This is a genomic window from Streptomyces sp. NPDC050508, from assembly GCF_040655155.1.
Taxonomy (GTDB): Bacteria; Actinomycetota; Actinomycetes; order Streptomycetales; family Streptomycetaceae; genus Streptomyces.
In genome coordinates this window covers 250,283-273,855 of sequence record NZ_JBFAJJ010000014.1, presented here as the reverse complement: position 1 = coordinate 273,855, position 23,573 = coordinate 250,283, and the positions used below count along the sequence as shown (strand labels likewise).

General features: G+C 69.7%; 23 protein-coding genes and 1 pseudogene. 9 read left to right on the top strand and 15 right to left on the bottom strand.

Annotated features, from left to right (window positions below):
- Positions 1-272 precede the first annotated feature (272 nt).
- Both hemB and AB0I69_RS34825 read left to right on the top strand, forming a co-directional pair.
- Positions 273-1,268: a porphobilinogen synthase gene (gene hemB, locus AB0I69_RS34830; RefSeq protein ID WP_363099719.1), complete on the top strand. Its 996-nt coding sequence runs from the start codon at positions 273-275 to the stop codon at positions 1,266-1,268.
- A 308-nt stretch (positions 1,269-1,576) separates the two neighbouring features.
- A complete protein-coding gene (locus AB0I69_RS34825; protein WP_363099718.1) occupies positions 1,577-1,942 on the top strand; it encodes a DUF805 domain-containing protein in 366 nt (121 codons plus the stop codon).
- Positions 1,943-1,963: 21 nt separating this feature from the next.
- Here the strand turns inward: AB0I69_RS34825 and AB0I69_RS34820 are convergent, their stop codons facing one another.
- Entirely contained in the window at positions 1,964-2,113 is a 150-nt protein-coding gene (locus AB0I69_RS34820) for a hypothetical protein (RefSeq protein ID WP_363099717.1), read from the bottom strand.
- A 272-nt stretch (positions 2,114-2,385) separates the two neighbouring features.
- Between AB0I69_RS34820 and AB0I69_RS34815 the strand changes: the two genes are divergently transcribed.
- From AB0I69_RS34815 to AB0I69_RS34800, 4 genes are all read left to right on the top strand, one after another.
- Positions 2,386-3,288: an SAM-dependent methyltransferase gene (locus tag AB0I69_RS34815; protein ID WP_363099716.1), complete on the top strand. Its 903-nt coding sequence runs from the start codon at positions 2,386-2,388 to the stop codon at positions 3,286-3,288.
- Positions 3,289-3,356: 68 nt separating this feature from the next.
- On the top strand, positions 3,357-4,577 hold the full coding sequence (locus AB0I69_RS34810; protein WP_363099715.1) for a PLP-dependent aminotransferase family protein: 1,221 nt from the start codon (positions 3,357-3,359) through the stop codon (positions 4,575-4,577).
- Positions 4,578-4,684: 107 nt separating this feature from the next.
- Positions 4,685-6,586: an FHA domain-containing protein gene (locus tag AB0I69_RS34805; protein WP_363099714.1), complete on the top strand. Its 1,902-nt coding sequence runs from the start codon at positions 4,685-4,687 to the stop codon at positions 6,584-6,586.
- A gap of 35 nt (positions 6,587-6,621) precedes the next feature.
- Complete coding sequence (locus AB0I69_RS34800) at positions 6,622-7,446, top strand: arylamine N-acetyltransferase (RefSeq protein ID WP_363099713.1); 825 nt, start codon at positions 6,622-6,624, stop codon at positions 7,444-7,446.
- Positions 7,447-7,455: 9 nt separating this feature from the next.
- Here AB0I69_RS34800 and AB0I69_RS34795 read toward each other — a convergent pair whose 3' ends face one another.
- The 7 genes from AB0I69_RS34795 to AB0I69_RS34765 all read right to left on the bottom strand — a co-directional run bounded on the left by AB0I69_RS34795 (position 7,456) and on the right by AB0I69_RS34765 (position 12,899).
- Positions 7,456-8,592, bottom strand: coding sequence for an MBL fold metallo-hydrolase (locus tag AB0I69_RS34795; protein WP_363099712.1), 1,137 nt, complete (start codon positions 8,590-8,592; stop codon positions 7,456-7,458).
- A gap of 70 nt (positions 8,593-8,662) precedes the next feature.
- Positions 8,663-9,616, bottom strand: a complete 954-nt coding sequence (locus AB0I69_RS34790; protein WP_363099711.1) for a substrate-binding domain-containing protein — start codon at positions 9,614-9,616, stop codon at positions 8,663-8,665.
- A gap of 209 nt (positions 9,617-9,825) precedes the next feature.
- The gene (locus AB0I69_RS34785) at positions 9,826-10,581 is read right to left on the bottom strand and encodes an SDR family oxidoreductase (RefSeq protein WP_363099710.1); all 756 of its coding nucleotides are present in this window, start codon (positions 10,579-10,581) and stop codon (positions 9,826-9,828) included.
- A gap of 164 nt (positions 10,582-10,745) precedes the next feature.
- Positions 10,746-11,564, bottom strand: coding sequence for a DUF4253 domain-containing protein (locus AB0I69_RS34780; RefSeq protein WP_363099709.1), 819 nt, complete (start codon positions 11,562-11,564; stop codon positions 10,746-10,748).
- A gap of 30 nt (positions 11,565-11,594) precedes the next feature.
- On the bottom strand, positions 11,595-11,834 hold the full coding sequence (locus AB0I69_RS34775; protein ID WP_363099708.1) for a DUF397 domain-containing protein: 240 nt from the start codon (positions 11,832-11,834) through the stop codon (positions 11,595-11,597).
- A gap of 7 nt (positions 11,835-11,841) precedes the next feature.
- Positions 11,842-12,090 (bottom strand): DUF397 domain-containing protein, encoded by a 249-nt coding sequence (locus AB0I69_RS34770; protein WP_363099707.1) that lies wholly within the window; start codon positions 12,088-12,090, stop codon positions 11,842-11,844.
- Entirely contained in the window at positions 12,087-12,899 is an 813-nt protein-coding gene (locus AB0I69_RS34765; protein ID WP_363099706.1) for a helix-turn-helix transcriptional regulator, read from the bottom strand. Before AB0I69_RS34765 ends, AB0I69_RS34770 begins: the two co-directional genes overlap by 4 nt.
- Before the next feature lie 122 nt (positions 12,900-13,021).
- Between AB0I69_RS34765 and AB0I69_RS34760 the strand changes: the two genes are divergently transcribed.
- Positions 13,022-13,405 (top strand): ATP-binding protein, encoded by a 384-nt coding sequence (locus AB0I69_RS34760; protein ID WP_363099705.1) that lies wholly within the window; start codon positions 13,022-13,024, stop codon positions 13,403-13,405.
- On the opposite strand, the gene AB0I69_RS34755 is transcribed toward AB0I69_RS34760, so the two are convergent.
- The 6 genes and pseudogenes from AB0I69_RS34755 to AB0I69_RS34730 form a co-directional block, all read right to left on the bottom strand.
- The gene (locus AB0I69_RS34755; RefSeq protein WP_363099704.1) at positions 13,399-14,124 is read right to left on the bottom strand and encodes a hypothetical protein; all 726 of its coding nucleotides are present in this window, start codon (positions 14,122-14,124) and stop codon (positions 13,399-13,401) included. The two genes, AB0I69_RS34760 and AB0I69_RS34755, sit on opposite strands and share 7 nt — an antisense overlap.
- On the bottom strand, positions 14,121-14,669 hold the full coding sequence (locus AB0I69_RS34750) for a SigE family RNA polymerase sigma factor (protein WP_363099703.1): 549 nt from the start codon (positions 14,667-14,669) through the stop codon (positions 14,121-14,123). Before AB0I69_RS34750 ends, AB0I69_RS34755 begins: the two co-directional genes overlap by 4 nt.
- A 109-nt stretch (positions 14,670-14,778) precedes the next feature.
- Positions 14,779-16,713: a glycosyltransferase family A protein gene (locus tag AB0I69_RS34745; protein WP_363099702.1), complete on the bottom strand. Its 1,935-nt coding sequence runs from the start codon at positions 16,711-16,713 to the stop codon at positions 14,779-14,781.
- Between the two features lie 17 nt (positions 16,714-16,730).
- A complete protein-coding gene (locus AB0I69_RS34740; protein WP_363099726.1) occupies positions 16,731-17,177 on the bottom strand; it encodes a DUF2690 domain-containing protein in 447 nt (148 codons plus the stop codon).
- Between the two features lie 723 nt (positions 17,178-17,900).
- Positions 17,901-18,134, bottom strand: a pseudogene (locus tag AB0I69_RS34735) (helix-turn-helix transcriptional regulator); the annotation flags it as partial.
- Positions 18,131-18,907: a peptidoglycan-binding protein gene (locus AB0I69_RS34730; protein WP_363099701.1), complete on the bottom strand. Its 777-nt coding sequence runs from the start codon at positions 18,905-18,907 to the stop codon at positions 18,131-18,133. The pseudogene AB0I69_RS34735 and the gene AB0I69_RS34730, both read right to left, overlap by 4 nt.
- A gap of 296 nt (positions 18,908-19,203) precedes the next feature.
- Between AB0I69_RS34730 and AB0I69_RS34725 the strand changes: the two genes are divergently transcribed.
- The gene (locus tag AB0I69_RS34725) at positions 19,204-19,641 is read left to right on the top strand and encodes a peptidoglycan-binding protein (protein ID WP_363099700.1); all 438 of its coding nucleotides are present in this window, start codon (positions 19,204-19,206) and stop codon (positions 19,639-19,641) included.
- A 116-nt stretch (positions 19,642-19,757) separates the two neighbouring features.
- On the opposite strand, the gene argS is transcribed toward AB0I69_RS34725, so the two are convergent.
- On the bottom strand, positions 19,758-21,521 hold the full coding sequence (gene argS, locus AB0I69_RS34720) for an arginine--tRNA ligase (RefSeq protein ID WP_363099699.1): 1,764 nt from the start codon (positions 21,519-21,521) through the stop codon (positions 19,758-19,760).
- 275 nt (positions 21,522-21,796) lie between these two features.
- On the opposite strand from argS, the gene lysS reads away from it, so the two are divergent.
- Positions 21,797-23,539 carry a lysine--tRNA ligase gene (lysS, locus tag AB0I69_RS34715; protein WP_363099698.1) on the top strand — a complete coding sequence of 581 codons (1,743 nt, stop codon included), beginning with the start codon at positions 21,797-21,799 and terminating at the stop codon, positions 23,537-23,539.
- Positions 23,540-23,573: the final 34 nt, after the last annotated feature.

Below are 23,573 nucleotides of genomic sequence, written 5' to 3'. Positions count from 1 at the left end.
GACGACGTGAGGTTGAGTTTCGGGTGGGGGTGGGTGGGGGGGGGCGGCGCGGGGATTTTACGCCCCCGCCGCCCCTACCCGTCCCATCCCTGGGGGCTGCCGCCCCCAGACCCCCGCTTCGGCCCCGAAAGGGCCTCGTCCTCAAACGCCGGACGGGCTGAGACATAGCGGCCGGCGTTTGAAAGGCGCCGGACGCGGGCTCAGTTTGTGCACCCTGATCACCGACGCACCGTCGGCAAAGGTGCCCCTGAGGCGGGCGTAGCGTAGACGGCATGACGACGTACGGATCCTTTCCCGGCTCGCGCCCCCGGCGGCTGCGGACCACCCCCGTCATGCGACGCATGGTCGCGGAGACCCGGCTGCACCCCGCCGACTTCATCCTCCCGGCGTTCGTGCGGGAGGGTGTCAGTGAGCCGGTGCCGATCTCCGCGATGCCCGGGGTCGTGCAGCACACGCGGGACAGTCTGAAGAAGGCGGCTGCGGAGGCGGTGGCGGCGGGGATCTCCGGGATCATGCTGTTCGGGGTGCCGGAGGAGAGCAAGAAGGACGCGCTCGGGACGGCGGGGACCGACCCGGACGGGATTCTGCAGGTCGCGCTGCGGGACGTGCGGGCCGAGGTCGGGGACGAGCTGCTCGTCATGTCCGACCTGTGTCTGGACGAGACCACCGATCATGGGCATTGCGGGGTGCTTGATGAGCTCGGGCGCGTGGACAACGACGCCACCCTTGAGCGGTATGCCGAGATGGCTCAGGTGCAGGCCGACGCGGGTGCGCACGTCGTCGGGCCGAGCGGGATGATGGACGGGCAGATCGGGGTCGTCCGGGACGCGCTCGACCAGATCGGGCGCGAGGATGTCGCCATCCTCGCCTATACCGCCAAGTACTCGTCCGCGTTCTACGGGCCGTTCCGCGAGGCCGTCGGTTCCTCGCTCAAGGGGGACCGCAAGACGTACCAGCAGGACCCGGCCAACGTACGGGAGTCCCTGCGGGAGTTGGCGCTCGACCTGGAGGAGGGCGCCGACATGGTGATGGTCAAGCCGGCCGGGCCCTACCTCGACATCCTCGCCAAGGTCGCCGAGGCCGTGGACGTGCCCGTCGCCGCCTACCAGATCTCCGGCGAGTACTCGATGGTCGAGGCCGCCGCCGAGAAGGGCTGGCTGGACCGGGACCGGGCGATCTTCGAGACCCTGACCGGGATCAAGCGGGCCGGGGCGCGGAACATCCTGACGTACTGGGCGGTGGAGGCGGCGCAGAAGCTGCGCGACTGAGACGCCGGGGTGCGTTGGTGGGGGCCCGGCCCTCGGCCGGGTTGTCGTTCCCACCCGCACCACCCGTGACGGGTTCGTCCCGTCGGTCGGCAACGCTTCGAGATCGGTCCGGCGTCGGCATGATCTCGGTTCGGGGTGTGAGGGGGCGCTGGCGCGAAATCGCCGGTGATCATGGGTGGTTGTGCCCCGAAAAGCCTGCTTGTGTCGCGTACTTATGCGAATTTGACGCGTCCGCATCAGTGTCCTTACCTTCTGCGCCTGGCCTGATCCGTTCCGGACGGTCTGGACGTCGATCCCTGGGGGACACCATGAGCTGGTTCGTAGAGGTGCTCAAGAAGTACGCGGTATTCAGCGGGCGGGCGCGCCGCAAGGAGTACTGGATGTACGCGCTGTTCGTCGTGATCATCTACGCCGTGCTGCTCGGTATCGGCATCGCGATCAAGGCGCCGGCCATCGCGATCGTCTTCTACGTCGCGATCCTGCTGCCCAGCCTGGCTGTTGGCGTCCGTCGACTGCACGACATCGGCCGCTCCGGCTGGTGGCTGCTCTTCGGCATCGTGCCGCTCGTCGGCGGCATCACCCTGCTGGTCTTCGCCTGCACGGACAGCCAGCCGGGCGCCAACCAGTACGGCCCGAACCCGAAGGAAGCCGACGCGGTTCCGGCGCACGTCTGATCGCACGCGCTACAAGGCCCGTCAGGGCGTGGACCCCGTTGAGGCGGGGGTCACGCCCGACGGGCCTTCGTCGCGTACGCCCATGCCGTCCTTGCAGCCCGTGAGCAGGAGCGCGGCGAGTACGGCTGCCGCGGTCGCCAGGATGCGGATGCGGGTGGTGCGGACGGGCATGGGTTCCCCCTGTCGAAGCGAAGCGTCATCGGGTGCAGCTTGGGCGGTCGCGGGGTCCGGGCGCTACGGCCGACGCGGGATTCGGGACGCCGGAACCGTCCCGTAGGCGCTGACCTGCGGGGATGTCGTCCCTTCCGGGCACGTCGCGGGACGCGGGGAAAGCGCGGTCACCTGTCCCCGGGACTTGGGCACCATCAAGTCCCGGCGGGAGTTAGGTTGTTGACCACTGCCCTGGTTGTCCGTTGAATGACCCACTCTTCTGGGAGACGCGCATGCCCGGTGACGCCCTCAGTCAAGATCCCGCCGAGCTGCGAAGGAGGATCGACAGCACCAAGGCGCACCCGGCCCGCGTCTACGACGTCTTCCTCGGCGGCAAGGACAACTACCCCGTCGACCGCGAGGCCGCCGCCGCAGCGCTCGCCGCCAACCCGCGCGGCTACCTCGACGTACGGCACAACCGGGACTTCATGCGCCGCGCTGTGACCCGGCTGTCGCAGGAGCACGGTGTCCGGCAGTTCCTCGACATCGGCACCGGGCTGCCCACCGCGGAGAACGTGCACCAGATCGCCCAGGGCATCGAGCCCGAGTCGCGGATCGTGTACGTCGACAACGACCCGGTGGTCCTCGCGCACGCCCGCGCCCTGCTCACCAGCAGCTCCGAGGGCCGTACCGACTACATCGACGCCGACCTGCGCCGCCCCGACGACATTCTCGAACAGGCCGCCAAGACCCTCGACTTCAACGAGCCGATCGCCCTGCTGCTGGTGGCGATCCTGCACTTCGTCGAGGACGAGGAGGCGTACCCGCTGGTGCGCGAGCTGGTGGATGTGTTGCCTGCGGGCAGCCATCTGGTGCTCAGTCATCTCACCGACGAGATGCATCCGATCCCGACCCGCGCGGTGCAACGGACGTACACGGAGCGGGGGTTCACCTTCGTGTTCCGTACCAAGGACGAGGTCGAGCGGTTCTTCACCGAGACCCCGGGCATCACCCTGGACGAGCCCGGCGTGGTCCCCGCCCACCAGTGGCACCCCGGCCCGGCACCGGCCCCGCCGACGGTGGACCAGGCGTACTTCGAGAGCCTCGACGACATCGAGAAGATCACCTACCGGGACATCAACGACGTGACGGACGACGACATCAACGTGTACGGGGCGACCGGTAAGAAGGCCTGACCCGCCGGGGGCCGTCCGGATCGCGGAAACCTGCCTGTAGGTGGCACGCACCTTCCTAGGCTGGTGGCATGACCGTCACCGAGCCCGTCCCCGCCCCTGCCCACGCCCCTGTGCCGCCGCTCGCCGCGCGGGCCCGCTCGATCGGCGGTTCGCCGGTGCGGGACATCCTCGCCGTCACCGCCCGCCCCGAGGTGATCAACTTCGCGGGCGGGCTCCCGGCCCCCGAACTCTTCGACGCCGCCGGTATCGCCGCCGCCTATCAGGCGGTCCTCGCCGAGACGCCCGCGCGGGCGCTCCAGTACGCGACGACCGAGGGCGAGCCGGGGCTGCGGGAGGCCCTCGCCGAGCGGACCTCGGCGCGCGGGCTGCCCACCGGGCCCGACGACCTTCTCATCACCACCGGTTCGCAGCAGGCGCTCTCGCTGCTCGCGACCGCGCTGCTGGAGCCGGGGGACGTCGTCCTCGTCGAACGGCCCTGTTATCTGGCGGCACTTCAGGTCTTCGCGTTCGCCGGGGCGCGGATCGTCGGTGTGCCGGGGGACGCGGAGGGGGTCGATCCCGAGGCGCTGGGCGAGCTTGTCGTGCGGGAGCGGCCCAAGCTGTTCTACACCGTGCCGACCTTCCAGAACCCCACCGGCCGTACCCTGCCCGCCGACCGCAGGGCCGCGGTCGCCGCCGTGGCCGCGCGGCGCGGGCTGTGGATCGTGGAGGACGATCCGTACGGCGAACTCCGCTTCGAGGGCGAGCGGTTGCCGTGGATCGCGGCTCAGGAGGGTGCGGCCGACCGTACGGTTCTGCTCGGGTCCTTCTCCAAGGTGATGGCCCCCGGGCTGCGGCTCGGCTGGCTGCGCGCGCCCGGTGAGCTGCTGCGGGCCTGTGTCGTCGCCAAGCAGGCCGCCGACCTGCACACCCCGACCGTCAACCAGCTCGCCGCCGCACGGTACTTGGCGGACAACGACCTCGACGCGCATGTGGCCCGGGTGGCCGCCGTGTACCGGGAGCGGCGGGACGCGATGCTCGGGGGGCTTGCCAACTCGCTTCCCGAGGGGTCCAGTTGGGAGCGTCCCGAGGGCGGCATGTTCCTGTGGGCCCGGCTTCCGGAGTCGTACGACACGACGGAGCTGCTCGGACAGGTGGTGGAGCAGGAGGTCGCGTACGTCCCCGGTGCGCCTTTCTACGCCGGGGAGCCCGACCGGTCGACCTTGCGGCTGTGCTTCGTGACGCAGACGCCGGCGGAGATCCGGGAGGGGCTCAGGAGGCTGAGGGAAGGGCTGAGGGCAAAACCCTGAACCTCCTTGGTAATGGGTCGAGTTGACCTCTGGAATACTTGATCACGCAAGAATAGAGTTGATCGCCACAGCGCTGCTGATGTCATCACCCTCTGGAAGGAAGTGCCATGGCACCGGTGCTCGTCGGACGCGAAGGTCTGCTGGCGGGAGAGCGCATCCCGATCGTCGACACCCGCGTCACCTTCGGACGCAACGCGGGGAACACGGTCGCCATCGCCAGCCCGAGTGTCTCGCGCTTCCACGCGGAGATCGTCTTCGACCAGGACACGGGATACGTCCTGAGTGACCTCGGCAGCAGCAACGGCACGCAGGTCAACGGCGAGGAGGTGGAGTCCCGGCTGCTCCAGCCCGGTGACGAGATCACCATCGGGGACCAGGAGTTCCGCTTCGAGGTCGCCGACGCCATGCAGACCCTGATGGCGCTCAACCTGCCCCGGTCCGTGACCCACCCGGAGGAGAGCGACGGCTCCGTGCTGCGGGTCACCGTCGTGGGCGGGGGTCCCGTCGGGCTGTCCATGGCGCTGCTTCTGGAGCACTTCCTGGGCGCCCAGGTGAAGGTCACCGTCTACGAGGGCCGGTGGCGCAGGGCGGGCCGTACCGTCGTCTGGAAGAGCCAGGAGGAGGGCAACGTACGGCGCCAGCAGGTGGTGACCGTGCAGAGTCGCCAGTACCTCGCCTGGCCGCAGTACGTCCAGGACCGGCTCTTCGACCCGGAGCACTACACCGAGATGTGGCCGTCGGGCCCGGACTCGATCGGCGACCACCACCCGCGCAACATGCGGATCGCCTACATCGAGGACAAGCTGCTGGAGCTGGCCAACGAGAAGCGGGACCGCATACGGCTCATACCCGCCAAGTTCGACCCGGCCGAGCAGCGCGACGAGCTCGCCTCGCAGCACGTCCTCGCCATCTGCGACGGCGGGCGGTCCCGCACCCGGGACCACTTCGCAGGCCGCTTCGGCAAGGCCGACGAGTCCATCTACTCCCTCGACGGCGTCCATCTGCGGGACGTGGTGCTGGGGTTGAGGGTGAAGTCGGAACTGCCCGACCCCATGGCGATCCTGCTGACGGTGGCTCAGAACCGGTTCCTGCTCAACTCGTTGCGCGGCGAGGGCTTCCTCAACATGCGGCTGACCGACGCCGAGTTGACGGAGGTCATCGGCATCGACCCGGTCCGCCGCGTCTTCGAGGAGTGCATCGCCTCCCGGCCGTGCCTGATGAACCGCGACGAGCACGGCGACTTCCAGTGCGCCACCCACGGCACGCTGTTCCTGCCCGCCCTGATCAAGGGCTCACCCCTCTGGAAGCGGGTGCACGAGGGGCTGCGGCTGTTCGACGTCTCGGACCAGGACCTGAGCGCGGTCACCAGTTTCCGCCTGGACATGGTGCAACGCCCGCGGTTCTCCGCCGAGTTGCTGCCCCCGACGGTCAACTCGCCCGGCACCTACGGCTTCCTCCTCGGTGACGCGGCCAACGCCATCCACTTCTGGCCGGGCCGCGGCCTCAACAGCGGCCTCGCGTCGGCGATCTCGCTCGCCCGCTCCCTCAACAGCGCCTGGAACGGACGGCCGTTCCGGGACGCGGACTTCCTACGGCACGAGGCCGCCATGTCGATGCTCCAGTACCGGCACAAGAGCCGCGCGTGGAAGGCGATGGTCACCACCGACGACCAGGGCGTCACCTGGGCGATCAAGGACATCATCGACCACGGCATCGACGGGATCACGGAGGAGCCCGACCGTGAGGCGGACACCGCGACCCTGCTGGAGCGCATGGGTGCCATCCGCGACCGGCTCGCCCCCCGCCTCCCCGGAATGCCGGACGATGAGGCGATCCTCGAACGCCTCCGGACCCTGGAGTCCCGCACCCTGCGCATGCTCGTCCTCAGCGGGGCCTGGGACACCCTGACCATGGGCGGCGAGGAGGTCGACATCGACATCTTCTACGGCCAGGACTCGTCGGCGGCGGCAGCGGCCGTGGAGGCACTGGAGCCGGCCACCCAGCAGTGACCGGGGTGCACCCGGTGATTCCGTAGGGTGGGGGCATGTCCGACAGAGATGCCTTCGACCTGGACTCCTACCTCGCGCACATCGGCTGGGAGGGGGAGCGGCGGGCCGACACGGCGACGCTGCGCGGTGTGCACCTCGCGCACATGCGGGGCATCCCGTTCGAGAACCTGGACGCGCTCCGGCGTACGGCTCCCTCGCTCGAACTGCCGGACCTGATGGCCAAGTTGGTGCACAGTCGGCGCGGCGGCTACTGCTACGAGCAGAACACCCTGCTCGCTGCCGCGCTGAGGGCGCTGGGCTTCGGGGTGACTCTGCTGACGGCGAGGGTGGTCGTGGGCGCGGACCGGATCGAGAGCCGCCCGCGCACCCACATGGCGCTCCTCGTGGAGGTGCCGGGCGACCCGCAGCCGTATCTGGCCGACGTCGGCTTCGGGGCGATCGGCGCGCTGCTGGAACCGGTACCGCTGCGGGTCGGCGCCGAGTTCGAGGGCGCGGGGCGCCGGCACCGGTTCGTCCGGGCTCCGCACAAGGGGCCGCTGGAACTGTGGGTGCTTGAGGCGTACGGCAACGGCTCCTGGGCAGCGCAGTACGCCCTCACCCTGGAGCCCTTCGAGCACGTCGACTTCGACGTCATCAACTGGCACATCGCCACGAACCCGCGCTCCCCCTTCACCCAGCGCCTCTTCGTCCAGCGCGTCACCGCCGAACGCCATCTCCTGCTCCACGGACGCGTGTTGACCCAGACGCGGGCCGACGGTGCGGTGAGTGAGCGGGAGTTGACGGACGAGGGGGAGGCGCGGAGGGTGCTGGAGGCGGAGTTCGGGATCGAGGCGCCGGAGGGGATGACGCTGCTGAGCTGAGCCGACGGCTCAGCTCTGGGTGGTCTTGCGTCGGCGTACCGGCAGGTTCAGCAGGTCCGTGCCCAGCATCATCGGTCCGCCGAAGCCCGCCGTGCGGGCGCTGTCGCGGAGCAGGCTTCGCCAGGTCGTGTCGGAGACCGCGGTCGACTGGCCCGGGCTGATGTGGGTGGCGAGCAGCGTCCGGACTCCGGCCTCGGCGGCGATCCGGCCGAGATCGGCGACGTCCGTGTGGACCGAGAGGATGTGGTCGATCAGCGCCTGGGGCAGGCCGAGAACCGCGAGCCCCGCCGGGTACAGGGCCTCGTGCACCAGGACGTCCGCCCCTGCCGCGAGCGTGATGATGTTCGGGGTCGGCGCGGTGTCTCCGGAGAAGACGACGCTGCCGTGGTCGGTGTCGAAGCGGTAGGCGTAGGCGGGGAACACCGCGCCGTGCGGGACCAGGACGGCGGTGACCTTCATGTCGTCGTTCTCCATGACGGTGAACGGCGCCATGGCCGGCGCGGAGTTCGTCGCCGAGGCGCCGACACCCGACGGCGGCAGCACGTCGTGGACGTTGAGCATGGTCGCCGGGTCGATGCCGGCGTGCTCGGTCATGAAGAAGGTCGGTGAGGCCGCGTACGCCTGACCGGCCAGCTTCGTCATCTCGACGGTGCCCGGCAGGAGTCCGGGAGCCCCGGCGACGGTCGAGGCGATACCTGCGGAGCCGGGGCCGTACACGTCGATCGGGCTCTGGAAGCCCTGCACGCCCGCGACGCCCGCCGACAGCATCGGGAACGAGTAGTAGTCGACGATGTGGTCGGCGTGCAGGTGGGTGAGGAAGATCCCGGACAGGGCCGGCATGGACAGTCCGGCGCGCAGGTACTGGGTCACCGCTCCGCGCCCGCAGTCGACCACATACGTCTTGCCGTTGACCGTCAGCGCCGACGCTATGCCGTACCGGGTCGCCAGGGGCGGTGGGCCGCCGTTGGTGCCGAGCAGGGTCACGGACAGACCCGTCGAGGAGGCCGTCGTCGACGTCGCCGCGGCAGCCGGCGAGCTGCTCAGCAGCGGCACGGCGGCGGTTACGGCGGCTGCCGCGGCCGCGACCGCCAGCACACTCCTGCGGGATGTCGACGTGGTGGTGGATTCGCTGGTGCAGTTACACATGACGGGTAAGTCCCTTTGTCGCTCGGAGGGTTGTGCGTGATCTGCTCGGTGACGGATGCTGTCCTGGCGATCAGCCGTCCGTGTCGCAGTAGATGTGTGCGGTGTCCGCGTTGCCCTTGGTCACCAGGCGGACAGTGACGCGTGCGATCTTGTTCTTCTCCTCCTTGCGCAGGAGGCCGAGCGTGTGGGTCACCGCCAGGGCGCCCAGGTCCTGGACCGAGTTGGACACGGTCGCCGAGAACTTCCCGCTCTTGAGCGCGGCGAGCCCCGGATCGGTCCCGTTGGCGGTCACGATCTTCACGCTCTGCGCGCCCGCCGCGTCGAACGCCTGACGCGCGCCGAAGGCCATGTCCTCGTTGGCGACGAACGCGTACTGGATGTCGGGGTGGGCCTGGATCAGCTTCGCTGCGGCGGCCTTGGCCGTCGGCTGGTTGTACATGCCCAGCTCTTCCCCCACCACCTGCACGTTCGTCGGCAGGTTCTTGGTGAATCCGGCGACCATCATGTTGGACGACGTACTCCCGTCGCCGGAGATGACACCGGCCTTGACGGACTTGCCGGCGGCGTCGTCGCCGACCCATTGGGCGTCCAGCTTGCCGATACCTGTCAGGTCGCCGACGGCGGCGCCGAGGATCTTGCTGTCGTCCGCGGGCATCAACGCGATCAGGAAGATGGGTACGTGCGCCTTTCGCGCCGCGGTGATGTCGGCGTTCAGGGCGCTGGCGTCCACGCTGATCAGGATGATGGCGTCGACCTTGTCCGCGATCATGCGCCGCACATTGCTCAGTTCCGCCGACTTGCTCCCGTGCGAGTTGGCGGTCACCACTTTCGCCAGGTTGTTCTTCGTGGTCGACGTGACCGCCGTCTGCAGGCAGGTGTGGTACGGGTCGGTGCCTCCGTTGATGAACCCCAGGACGGTGGGTCCTTTGGAGGAGACGGTGTTGTCCTGGACCAGGGAGCATCCGGTGGCCAGGAGGGCGAGTCCTAAGGCGGCGGTGAGAACAGGTCTGCTGGATCTGGGCATGCGAAAGGAGCCTTTCTGCCGTGCGCGACGTGGAAGTCGGGACCGGTACCGCCCTGATGCGCAGCCGTGCTCACGAGGCTCACCTTCATCGGCGTCGTGTCCGTCACGCTACTGGATCGTTTTAGTGGAGAGCGGGGAAATCCTATGACGCATGCGGGACTTGAGGATGCGGAAGTGCAAACTCTGTGTTCGTTCCCTGCGCGCTCGCGTCAGGACAGCAGCTGCTGTCCGCCGTCGATGTCGTACGTCGCGCCGGTCAACGCCTCGTTGCGCATGATGTGTACGGCCAGAGCGGCGACGTCCGCCGGGCCGACGACCCGGCCGATCGGCAGCGAGGAGCGGAGCTCTTCACGCCGTGCGTCGATCTGGTCGCCCAGGAGGGAGGCGGACAACGGGGTGTCGACGAATCCGGCGGCGATGAGGTTCACGCGGACCGGCGCCAGTTCGAGGGCCAGGTTCGCGGTGAGGGCGGGAAGCGCGGCGGTGAGCGCCGCGGTGACGGACCTGCCGATGCCGGGGCGACGGCCGCCCGTGCCGCCGATGAACAACAGGGTTCCCGCGTCCCGGACCCTGCCCCGGCTGTACTTGGCGATCCCGAGCGTCATGGCGAGGCGTTCGCCGATGTGCCGGCTGGTCTCCGCCACGTCCATGTCGGCCAGGGGCGCGTACAACGGACCGCCGGCCGTGGAGATGACGTGGTCGACCGTGAAGGGCAGGTCACCGAAGAACTGCTGGAGCCGGTCCGTGTCGGCGGCGTCGAAGGTCGCGGTGCTCCGCGGCCGGACCTCCGCAGCGGCTCGCTCCAGCCGCTGCGGATCCCGCGCCACCATGACCACCTGGCCACCGGCGGCCCGGACCTGACGCGCGGTTTCGAGTCCGATTCCCGAGCTCGCGCCTATCACCACGACGGTCTGGTCGGCCAAGTCCAGCTGTGGGGTTGGGTTCTTCGGCTCGCTTCCGCTCATCCTCGCCTCCGGTGGGCTGTGTCTCCCCGGTGCGTCAGACCCGTGATCGCCCGCCGCGCAGTTGTGGATACCTTTCCCGCAGGGCGTTCGAAAGGCCGTTTCGAACGTACCCCGGACGGCTGTCCCCCACCACCTGGACTGCGGCTACGTCTTTACGTCGCAGGTCAGTCCCACCAGAAGGACCAGACCCGCTGGTTGAGCACCTCGTGCTGGGCGTACGCACGCAGTATGTCGTCATCGCCCTGGGTGATGTTGTCGGGGCAGAAGGCGAAGTGCTCGACGGCCACCGCCTCGGCCTCCTCCTGTGTTGTCGGCGGGGCCGCCACCGACAGCACCAACTGGTCGAAGGTGAGGGCCACGACCCGTATGCCGAAGCGGTCCTCCCAGGAACGCAGCACGGCGCACAACCGGGCCACGTCATCCTCGTAGTTGACCGGACCCGACCAGCCGATCGCCGCCGGGATGTCCGCACTGCGGCGGGCCGGTACCAGCGCGAGGCGCGGTTCCTTCAGCCAAGTGCCGCTGTCCGCGAGGGAGTCGGCGATCTCGGCGGCGCGGGCGTCGGGGTCGACCGCGGGCTCCTGCTCGGTGGCGGGTGCGAGTCCCGGCCACTCATGACCGTAGTCCTCATCCGGGGCGAGTTCGTCCGGCGCGTACTCCTCCCAGAACTCCTCCAGCACCTCTTCGGCGTCGTGATCGCCGGGATACGACACCTCGTCGGGCCGCAACTCCCATTCGTCCAGGCCGCCTTGGATGCCGCCCACGTCCAACAGCACCGGGAGCAGCCCCGCGGCCCGGCGTGCGGGCCGGAGCGCGTCGTAGTCACCGGGCCTCGCGGGACCGTCCGCGCACCACAACAACGGTTCGTCCGACGGGCCTTCGGCGGTCACGTCGATCAGTCTCCCGGCAGGGAGTTCAAGCCCGAGCGTGCTGCCACTCGGGTCGGCCGCCAGCTTCGGCAGCGGGTTGGGAAGGGTCGCCATGACCGTGACTTTAGAGGCGACCACTGACACTCACCGACTGGCGGTGAACGCGGCCCAGGCGGTGGGGGTGAGTTGGAGCGTGGGTCCGCCGGCTTCCGGGTTCTTGGAGTCGCGGATGTGGATGGTGTGGGGGCAGGCGGCTACCTCGACGCACTGGCCGCCCTCGCTGCCGCTGTAGCTGGACTTCCGCCAGGTGTAGGCGACTTCGAGGCAGGCGCCGCCCTCGCTGCCGCTGTAGGTCGACTTGAACCACTGAAGTGCGGTGCTCATCGGTCTCCTAGCGGGTGGCCGAGTGAGTCGTGAACGCGGTCCAGGCGGTGGGTGAGACCGTGAGGGTGGGGCCGCTGGTTTCGGGGTTCTTGGAGTCGCGGATGTGGATGGTGTGGGGGCAGGTGGCGACCTCGACGCACTGGCCGCCCTCGTCGCTGCTGTAGCTCGACTTCCGCCAGGTGTAGGCGACTTCGAGGCAGGCGCCGCCCTCGTCGCTGCTGTAGGTCGACTTGAACCACTCAAGTGCGGTGCTCATTGATCTCCTAGCAGACGGTCCAGCAGGCCCCTGGACTCCTGAGGTGACAGGGCCTGTGACCGCAGCATCGCATATTTGCGCGCCAGGATGGACACCTCATCCAGGTCGGAAACCCACTGGCTTCCGCGTTGGCCCTCGGTGTACGCCAAGTGCTGGTGGTCCGGTGTCTCCAGGAGAATGAAGGGGCCTGCCAGCCCCGCATGCGAGGACGCATTCATCGGCAGGATCTGGAGTGCGAGGCCCGGGAGTTCGGTGCACTCGCGCAGGAATCGGAGCTGCTCGCGGCGGGCCTCCGGCGTCCCGATGCCGAGGTGCAGCACCGGCTCCCAGATGACGAAGCTCATCGTCGGCGGACACTTGCGTTGCAGGATCTCCTGCCGTTCGATGCGGCCCGCGAGCTTCGCCGCGATCTCGTCCTCGTCGTAGGCCGGAATGCGTTCCGCCAGGACCGCGCGGGCGTACTCCGTGGTCTGGAGCAGGCCCGGGATGACCGCGTTGTCGTACCAGGACAGGGAGATGGCCTCCCGTTCGTGCAGCATGTACTCCTCTGCGTAGAGCGGGAATTGGTCGATCTCCGGCAGGTTGTCGACCCCCGCCTCGAACGTCCCCTTCGTATCGAGGGTGACGTCCAGCGACCTGGCGAGATTGACCATCAGCCGTCGCCTGCCCTGTTCGATCGACGCGATGGTCTCCTCGTCCACCATCGCCAGCTCGGCGAGTTGCCGCTGGGTGTAACCGGCCGCCGTACGGGCCGCCTTGAGCTGTGCACCCAACATCCGCATCGTCGAGCGGTTCTTCTTGGAGTTCATGCTGTGGTGCTCCCCACATCCACCCGTTTCGGACCCCGCACGGACCCGTACTCCACCCGTACAAAATCGGGTGCAGGGCTCACGCCCTGTCAACACTAGTGACGCTACGCAACTCTTGTCCCGTGAACCCGAGTGAGAAGTTCTTCCGGCGCGAACGCCGGTCCGTTCCCGCCGCCAGGCACTTCGCTCACGCGTTCCTGGTCGAGTGGGGACTCGCCGACGTGGAGCGCAGCGGCGATGTGCTGTTGTGCGTAAGCGAGTTGGCGACCAACGCGTTGGTCCACGGGGTGCCGCCGGGGCGGCAGTTCCGGGTGTTCCTGCGGTACGACGGCCAGGTACTGCGGGTCGAGGTGCACGACAGCGGCGGCGGCAGCCCGCATGTCGGTGCCGCCGACGACGGTGACGAGGGCGGGCGCGGGCTGCTGCTCGTCGCGGCGCTGGCCGACAAGTGGGGTGTGGCGGAACGGGACTTGGGCAAGGTGGTGTGGGCCGAGTTCTGTCAGTGACGTCCGCCGGTGGTCAGCCGGAGGGCGAGGTCGTGGGCGGTGGCGCTGGTGAGGTCGCCGACGAAGGCCCCGACGATTTCGAGACGGCCGCCGGTGAGCGAGGAGGTCACGCTGGGGTTGCCCCAGAGCTTGCCGTCGATGACGATGGCGAATTCGTTGCGCGGGGGCGGGGCCGAGGCGATGGAGCCGGTGAGGGCGGCGAAACGGGTCCGGTCGGCGGAACCGAGGGTCACGTCGACCTGCCAGGTGCCGTCGAGGGTGCTTCTACCGGCCTTCGCGGAGGCGACACGGACGTCGGTCATGCCCCTGGCCCGGTCGGCGTGGATGCAGTACGCGGGGTGGGTCGCGCTCGCGTCCACGGTGTAGCCGCCGCTGCCGCGGGTGCAGGTGGACTCCGTGGACGAGGTGACCGGCAGGATGGAGAGCAGGGCCACCTTCTTGGTGTTCCCCGTGTTCCCTGTGGCGGGCTGAACCACGTGCGCGCGCTGCTGGGTTGCGCCGTCCGCGACGGCGACCGCACCGACGGCGACCACAGCGGCGACGGCGACGCCGGCTCCGGCGCGGGCCAGCCGTCGCCGCCGCCGGGCGACCCGCAGTGCGCCGTCGGCCAGGCCGACCAAGTAGGGACCGGTGGCGGTACCGCCGTTCTCCCGGACGTGAGTGTGCAGGGCGTCGTGCAACGACGTTTCGTGCGGCGGGTGTTCGGTCGAGTCGTTCATGCGATGACGCCCCTTCCGGAAGCGGGGGAAGAGGTGGTGGCCGACTGCTCCGCCTCGGCGAAGGCGGCGCGGAGGGATGCGAGGGCCTTGTGGGTCTGGCTGCGGACCGTCCCCTGGGCGACGCCCAGGATCTCGGCGATCTCGTGGTCCGGCCGGTCCTCGAAGTAGCGCAGCACGATCACCGCGCGCTGGCGCTTGGGCAGTCTCCGCAGCGCGGCCATGATGTCCTGCCGCTGGATCACGATGTCGGCCCAGTCGACGGTCTGCCCGGGCGGGTCCGGCAGCCTGTCGGTGACCGTTTCCTTGCCCCAGCTGAGCAGCCGGAAGCGGTCCACCTGGGCGTGGTACATCGCCCGGCGCACATAGGTCTCCGGCTGCTGCCGGTCGCGCAGCCGTGACCAGCGCCGGGCGGTGGATGCGAGCGCGGTCTGGACCAGGTCGCGGCCCTGTTCCCAGTCCCCGGTCAGCAGGTAGGCCGTGTGCAGCAGCGATCTCGACCGCGCTGCCACGAACTCGCGGAACTCGCGTTCCTCGTCGGCGTTCAATGCGCCCTCCCTCGTTCCCCCGTAAAGACGGGTACGGAGGGGGGTTCGACTGCCCTGCCGGTCGGACTTTCTCGACCGGACTCGGGCAGGGGGATGTCAGTAGCGGGCCCTACAGCCCCAACCACCGCCGTACCCGCCGCACTTGGCGGTTGTCGGCCACCGAGTCGACGGCCCGGCGTCCGCCGCCGGCCTCGTACGCCGGGCCCTCCAGGCGGAGCACGGTGCCGTCGCGGACGACGGCGTACGCGAGCGGGTTGGCCGTCTTCGGGAGGTTGACCGGGTGGCGGCCGGAGGGGAGCTTCAGCCGGGCGGGGAGGCGGAGTTGAGCTGTCGTGGTCCCGGGGGCCGGGAGCAGTTCGGCTTCCGCTCCCTGGGTGGCCACGGTGACCTTCAGGCGTACGGGGGTGCCGTCCGCCGTCGCCGCCAGGTACGGCAACGGGAGTGAAGTCCCCTCGCCCCGCTCGGCGTTGGCCACGGCAGCGGCCTGAATGTCCTGTCCCAGCTTGCGCTGCCGCTGGTCCACGTCCAACGCCAGCTGACCGCTGCCGGTCCAGTACGGGAGCACCAGCCTGCCGCCGGTCAGTGCCGGACCCGCCGCCGGGCCGCCCGCCGTACCGTCGCCCGTCACGCGCACCATCCGGTCCACGCCCAGGAGTTGGACGTACGCCCACACGTCGTGGACCCCGCGCTCCAGCGGACGCCCGCCCGCCAAGTGCTCCGGGTCCAGGCGCAGTTGTCCGGAGGCGACGACCTGCGAACGGCCGTCCCCGAGGGGCCGTAGGCGCATGTCGAGGTCGCCCTCCGGGTACCACCAGTCCTCGCGGTCCCGGTCCTTGACCACCAGCTCCGCGTACGCCAGCCGGAACGGGTCGGGGACCTCCCAGCCGTCCTCGGTCTCCGGCACTCCGGCCAGCAACTCCGGGTCCAGGTACTGCTTTCCGTCCCGTTCGACGAGGACGAGCGGTTCGCCGTCCCCGCGCAGCAGGTCCAGCGTGACGTCGGCGACCAGGCGGCCGTCCTCCCAGCGCAGGTCGCTCACCTCGCTGTGGGCCTTCACCTCGCGGACGCGCTCCGCGAGCGCCACCGCGCCGTCGAAGTCGCCGGCCTCCAGCAGCTCGGCGCGCAGGCGGGACACCGCGGGCAGGCCCTCCCGTACGGCCGCCGGGAACTCCTCCCGGGCCACTTCCCGGGCCGCCTCGAAACGCTGCCGCTGCTCGGCCGGGTCCTCGCGGAGGATCTCGGGCTCACGGGTCCGGGAGAGGATTTCCACGTGGTAGAGGCGGTGCAGGAGGCGGTTCTGGAGCGCGTCGATGTCGTCGGACGGGGTCGTGCCGTCCTTGATCTGGCGGGCGATCGTGCGGGTGTTGGCCCAGAAACCGTGCTTCGGGTTGAAACGGTGCTGGGTGTTGTTGCCGCCGTCGTCGCGCTTCATCCAGTAGTAGACGGGATAGTCGGCGAGGACCGAGATCCGCTCCGCCTTCAGATAGGCGGCGCTGACGAAGGCCAGGTCCTCCAGGATCCACGGCCCCTCGGGGAAGCGCAGCCCGTGCTCCTCGACGAACGCCCGCCGGAACATCTTGTGCGGCGACATGCTCTGCATCAGCTCGTCGTTCTCGATCGTGCAGGCGTCCACGGTGTGCCGGAACAGGCGTCGGGGCCGCACCATCGTGCTGGACATCTTGCCGAGGACGACGTCGGCGTCGTTGCGCTTCGCGTGCTCGTACAGCCGCTCCAGTGCCTCCGGCCCGAGGGTGTCGTCGTGGTCGACGAACTGGATGTACTCGCCCTTCGCGTGGCGCATGCCGAGGTTGCGCGGGGCGCCCGGCCAGCCGGAGTTGGGCTGCGTGTGCACCTGGACGTTCGGGTGCCCGGCGGCGATCTTCTCCAGCCGGTTCAGTGTGTCGTCCGTCGAGCCGTCGTCGACGTAGACGACCTCGTACTCGTCGGCGGGCAGGCTCTGCCCCAGCAGGGACGGCGCGCACTCGTCGACGTACTTCCCGGTGTTGTAGACGGGAACGATCACGCTGACTTTGACTCGGGGCATTCCAGGACCCTACACAGCTATCTCACACGCCCGTCAAAACATTCCTTTCTTCCGCCCGCCGCGGGCTGGAGGCAGGCCCGGACCACGGTTCCCGGGGCGGTCACGGACATGAGCGTGTAGACGTACGACTCCGCGTCCACGGCACTGCCCACCTCGGCCCCGTGCACCCCGCCCACCCGGCCGGGCACGCTCATCTCGATCCGGTCCCCGACCCGCCCGCCCCAGGTGCGCGCCCAGGTCGTCCCGCACTCCCTGCTGTGCCGCAACTCCATCCACGCCCCCGAGGCCATCCGGTGCCGCGCCACAGTGTCCGGCTGCGGGGCGCAGCGCATGCCGATGGGACTACGCCCCTCACAGGCCGCACCGTGACAGCCCGGACCGGGGGAGGTGACGGCGGTCGGGGCCAGCGGGGTCGAGGAGTGGGATTCGGGGAGCAGCAGCAGAGCGACGACCACAGCACTCACGACCACGGCACAGACGGAGGCGAGGACCGCCAGGGCAGCTACGGTGCGGTGCTCTGGGAGGGGCGGTGGGGTGGCGGCGGGGGTCGGCTGGGGGGAGATGCGCGGGGTTGTCTGTGGGGAGGCTGCCGGGGCCATTTGTCGGGAGGCGCCGGGGGCCGCTTGTCGGGAGGTGCGCGGGACTGCTTGTGGGGACGTGCCCGGGGCCGCCTGTCGGGACGCGCGCGGGGCGGCTTGTCGGGACGCTCCCGGGACCAACTGTGGGGAGGTGCGTGGGGTTGTCTGTGGGGAGGCTGCCGGGGCCGCCTGTCGGGATGCGACGGGGGTCGGCTGTGGGGAGGTGCGTGGGGTTGTCTGTGAGGAGGTTGCAGGAGCCGCTTGTGGGGTGGCGCCCGGGGCCGCTTGTCGGGAGGTGCGCGGGACTGCTTGTGGGGAGGCGCCCGGGGTCGCTTGTCGGGACGCGCCGGGGGCGGCTTGTTGGGAGGTGCGCGGGACCGGCTGTGGGGAGGCTGCCGGGGCCGCTCGTCGGGACGCGCCCGGGGCCGCCTGTCGGGAGGTGCGCGGGACTGCTTGTCGGGACGCGCCTGGGGCGGCTTGTCGGGAGGTGCGTGGGGTTGTCTGTCGGGAGGCTGCCGGGGTCGCCTGTCGGGACGCGCCCGGGGCCGGATGCGGGGAGGCCCCCGAGGCCGGCCGTGAGGAGGTGGCCGGGCAGGGTGTCGGCGCGGATGCCGACCGGCCGCTCGTTTCCGCCTCCGCGAGTTCCCACAGCGCCACGCACCTGCCCGCCGGCTCCCCGGCGAGGCGGCACAGCTCCTCCACCGCCTCCCGTGGCGGTAGTGTCCTGCCGTTGAGATAGCGCTCCCAGGACGACTTGCTGTACGGCGTCTTCGCGGCCAGGCCCGCCATGCTCAGACCGGTGGCGGCCCTCAACTCCCGTAGCGCGGCAGCCAGTTGCCTCATCCCCTGAGTGCCTTCCAGGTGTGCGGTCCGACCATGCCGTCCACGACGAGACCGGCCCGCTTCTGGAACTGCTTCACCGCGTGCTCCGTCAGCGGACCGAACATCCCGTCGATACCGCCCGGCGAGATCCCCGCCCGTCGCAACAGACACTGCGCCTCGGCGACATCGGGCCCGGCGTTCCCCACGGCCAGATTCTCCTGCTGGGTACGGCTGTTGCCCGCATACCAGCGCCCGTCGACCCGCTGCACCCGACAGGCGTACGCCGACTCGGACGCCGACGCGGCGAGCGGCGCCGTCGACGACCGTGCCGTACGGCTACCGCTGTTGCCGCCGTCCATGATGCGTACCGTCACCAGCACCGCCGACGAGACCGCCAGCACCAGGGTCACCGAGCCCGCCACGAGCGCGATGCGCAGATAGCGCCGACCGGGTGGCCCCGGGGGTGCCTCCGCCAACAGGATCTCCGGCCCCGGGTCCAGCTCCGGGTCCGGCTCCGGGTCCCGTACGGTCGTCCACGCCTCGGCCGCCACCTCGCGCAACGCCAGCAGCCGCACCGGATCGTCGCCGGCGATCCGGGCCAGCGCCTCCACGGCCGCCGCGGGCGGCAGCGAACGGGCGCCCAGATATCGCTCCCAGGACTTCGGGCTGTACTCCGTGCGTGCCGCCAACTGCCGCACGCTCAGCCCGCTGTGGTCCTTCAGCCGACGCAGGCGCACCACCAACTGCCGTACACGCGGATCGAGTTCCGCGGGCAGCACTTTCCAACGCGACATGTGTTCCCCCCACTTCGCGTTCAGGGACCGGGGTCAGCGGTCCCTGCCGCGTCGCATTCTGCATCACCGACCCCTTCTCGCACGGCTATTCGGTTCCAGAGCGTGAAGAGAATCGGCCAAGGTCCACAACGGACGGCCACACGTCCCGTCCCACCGTCACCGGCACCCGTGTCCCCGCAGCTCAGAGGGGGTGGCGTCCCGTCGGGACGTCACTTGTACGCCGACGGTGGCGGGGCGCCCCGAGCGGACCGCAGTCTCGTTCCAGCACGCCGACCGACTACCCGAAAGAGGAACGCATGCGACCGAATGTCGTGGCCAGGACCCTCGTCAGCCTCACCGCCGTCGCCGGCATCGCGGTCGGGGGCGTCGCGTTCGCCGCCCCCAGCTTCGCCGCGCCGGCCGCCTCCGTACAGGCCTCCGACGTCTCGATCCAGGCGGTGGAGAACTTCGGCCTCACCACCGCCGAGGCGAAGAAGGTGCAGACCTGGCTCAAGACGTACTGGAGCTACACCGACACCATCGACGGGCAGCTCGGCCCGAACAGCTGGAAGGCGTTCCAGCGCAACCTCAAGACCTACTGGGGCTACACCGGCGCCATCGACGGCGACCCCGGCGTCAACACCATCAAGGCCCTCCAGCGGCTGCTGGCCAACAGCTGGGGCTACACCGGAGCGATCGACGGCGACGCGGGCTCGGGCACCAGGGCCGCGTTCGAGCGGTTCGCCAATGGCTGACGTCAACGGCTGACGTCAACGGCGTCTGAAAAACGGTGTGTTGACGACCGCGGCCCGTCCTCTCGGGGGAGAGGACGGGCCGCGGTGCGTCACCTTGAGCGCTTGAGCGAGGGTGCCTACAGCTTCTCGGGCGTCCTGATGCCCAGCAGGTCCATTCCCCGGTGCAGGGTGCGGGCCGTCAGGTCCACCAGGAGCAGCCGGTTCTCCATCTGCTCCGGCGTCTCGGCCTTGAGGACCGGACACTGGTCGTAGAACGTCGTGAGCAGGGACGCCAGGTGGTACAGGTACGCCGTCAGCTTGTGCGGCGCGTACTCCTTCGCCGCCTCCGCGATCACCTCGCTGAACTGGTCCAGCTGCAGGCCCAACGCCCGCTCCGCCGGGGCCAGTTCGAGCTCCGGGTGGGCCAGCGGCCGGGCCTCGCCCGCCTTGCGGAGGATCGACTGGATACGGGCGTACGCGTACTGGAGGTACACGGACGTGTCGCCGCTCAGCGACACCATCTGGTCCAGGTCGAACTTGTAGTCCCGCACCGCGGACGTCGACAGGTCGGCGTACTTCACCGCGCCGATGCCGACGTACCGGCCGTTCTCGACGATCTCCTGCTCGGTCAGGCCCACCTTCTCGGCCTTCTCCCGTACGACCGCGGTCGCCCGCTGCACCGCCTCGTCGAGGAGGTCCTCCAGCTTCACCGACACGCCCTCACGCGTCTTGAACGGCTTGCCGTCCTTGCCGAGGATCGTGCCGAAGGCCAGCTGGAACGCCGTCACGTCGTCGTTCAGCCAGCCCATCCGGCCGGCCGTCTCGAAGACCATCTTGAAGTGCAGGGACTGGCGGACGTCCACCACGTACAGCAGCGAGTTCGCCTTGAGGTGGAAGACCCTGTCCCTGATCGCCGACAGGTCCGTCGCCGCGTAGCCGTAGCCGCCGTCCGACTTGCGGACGATCAGCGGGACGCGGTTGCCGTCAGGGCCCTTGATGTCGTCGAAGAACACGCACAGCGCGCCGTCCGAGATCTCCGCGACGCCGGACTCCTCCAGCAGGCGGCACGTCTCGTCCAGCATGTCGTTGTAACCCGACTCGCCGACGATGTCCGCGTCCCGGATCTCCATGTCCAGCTTCTCGAAGACGGAGAAGAAGTAGATCTTCGACTCGTCCACGAACTTCTGCCAGGCCGCCAGCGTCTTCGGCTCGCCCGCCTGGAGATCGACTACCCTGCGCCGGGCCCGCGTCTTGAACTCCTCGTCGGAGTCGAAGAGTTTGCGCGCCGCCTTGTAGAGACGGTCGAGGTTCGACATCGCCTCCTCGCCGGTGACCTCCGCGTCGGCGTGGTCCAACTCGCCCGGGTGCTCGTCCAGATACTGGATGAGCATGCCGAACTGGGTTCCCCAGTCGCCGATGTGGTGCCGCCGGACCACCGACTCGCCGGTGAACTCCAGGAGTTGGACGAGCGCGTCGCCGATCACCGCGGAGCGCAGGTGGCCTACGTGCATCTCCTTCGCCACGTTCGGCTGGGCGTAGTCGATGACCGTCGTGCCGGGGTGCGCGGCGAGGGGGACGCCGAGGCGGGCCGCGTCCGCGTGGCGCTCCGCGAGGTTCCGGGTGATCGCCCCGTCGCTGATCGTGATGTTCAGGAAGCCGGGGCCGGAGACCTCGATGTCCTGGATCACGTCACCGGTCGTGATGTGCGAGACGACCTGCGTCGCCAGCTCCCGGGGGTTGGCCTTGGCCTTCTTGGCGAGGGCGAGGATGCCGTTCGCCTGGAAGTCGGCACGGTCACTCCGTCGCAGCAACGGGTCCGCGTCCGCCTCCGGCAGGGTGGCCGAGAGGGCGTTCGCGAGGTGCTGGTGGACTTGGTCGGTGAGCGACGTGACCGGAGCCATGGGGTGGGAGCCGTTCTCCTCGTGGGTTTGGTAGACACGGTCAGTATCCCACGGGGGGTGAAGCGGTTTTTTGGCCGCGGGCCGGTGGGGGCTGGTCGCGCCCCGCGGCGGAGCCGCATATCGATACAGCCCCGCGCCCCTTGAAGGCGGCTGCGCCGCCATCCAAGGCTCAGCCCCGCGTCCCTGAATAGGCGGCTGCGCCGCCTATCAGGTCTGGGACAATGTAGGTGTCAGTCGTGCGACCGTACCGGCTGCCCCGTGTCAGAAAGAAGGACGTGCCGATCGTGGCTCAGAGCACCGAGACCACCGACTGGGTCTCCCGTTTCGCGGATGAGGTCATCGAGGAGTCGGAGCGTCGAGCCCCGGGCAAACCCGTCGTCGTCGCGTCCGGGCTGTCCCCCTCCGGTCCCATCCACCTCGGCAACCTGCGCGAGGTCATGACCCCGCACCTCGTCGCCGACGAGATCCGCCGCCGGGGGTACGAGGTCCGGCATCTGATCTCCTGGGACGACTACGACCGGTACCGCAAGGTGCCGAACGGGGTGGAGGGGACCGACGCGAGCTGGGCCGAGCACATCGGGAAGCCGCTGACCTCCGTACCGGCCCCGGTCGGATCGCCGTATCCGAACTGGGCCGAGCACTTCAAGGCCGCGATGGTCGCCTCCCTCGCCGAGCTGGGTGTGGAGTTCGACGGGATCAGCCAGACCGCGCAGTACACCTCCGGGGTGTACCGCGAGCAGATCCTGCACGCCATGAAGCACCGCGGCGACATCGACGCGATCCTCGACCAGTACCGCACCAAGAAGGCCCCGCCGAAGAAGCAGCAGCAGAAGGCCGTCGACGCGGCCGAGTTGGAGGCCGAGGCGGGTTCCGGCGCGGCCGAGGAGGACGACGGCAGCTCCGGTTCCGCCGGCTACTTCCCGTACAAGCCCTTCTGCGGCAGCTGCGGCAAGGACCTCACCACCGTCACGGCGTACGACGACGACACCACCGAGCTGACGTACGTCTGCACCGAGGACGGCTTCACCGAGACCGTCCTGCTCAGCGAGTTCAACCGCGGCAAGCTGGTCTGGAAGGTCGACTGGCCGATGCGCTGGGCCTATGAGGGAGTGATCTTCGAGCCCTCCGGTGTCGACCACTCCTCTCCCGGCTCCTCGTTCCAGGTCGGCGGGCAGATCGTCGGGATCTTCGGCGGCGAGCGGCCCATCGGGCCCATGTACGCCTTCGTCGGCATCAGCGGCATGGCCAAGATGTCCAGCAGCAAGGGCGGGGTCCCCACCCCGGCCGACGCGCTCCAGATCATGGAACCGCAGCTCCTGCGCTGGCTCTACGCCCGCCGCCGCCCCAACCAGTCCTTCAAGATCGCCTTCGACCAGGAGATCCAGCGCCTCTACGACGAGTGGGACAAGCTGGACGGGAAGGTGGCGGACGGGTCCGCCCTCCCGGCCGACATCGCCGCCCACTCCCGTGCCGTGCGCACCGCCGCCGGTGAACTGCCGCGCACACCCCGCCCGATGGCGTACCGGACCCTCGCGTCCGTCGCCGACATCACCGCGGGGGACGAGGACCAGTCGCTGCGCATCCTCAGCGAACTCGACCCCGCCAACCCGCTGTCCACCCTCGACGAGGTCCGGCCCCGGCTCGACAAGGCCGAGGCCTGGATCAACACGCACGTCCCCGCCGACCAGCGGACCATCGTGCGGGACGAACCCGACACCGACCTCCTCAAGTCCCTCGACGAGGCCGCCCAGCAGTCCCTGCGCCTGCTGAGCGACGGACTCGCCGACCACTGGTCCCTGGACGGCCTGACCCACCTCGTCTACGGCGTTCCCAAGGTCCAGGCCGGCTTCCCCGCCGACGCCACGCCCAAGGAACTCCCGCCCGAGATCAAGGCCTCCCAGCGGTCCTTCTTCGCGCTCCTCTACCACCTGTTGGTAGGACGCGACACCGGCCCGCGCCTGCCCACCCTGCTCCTCGCGGTGGGCCAGGAAAGGGTGCGCAGGCTGCTCGGGGAGTAGATCTGGACCCGGTCGGCTCTACGACGACGGGGGC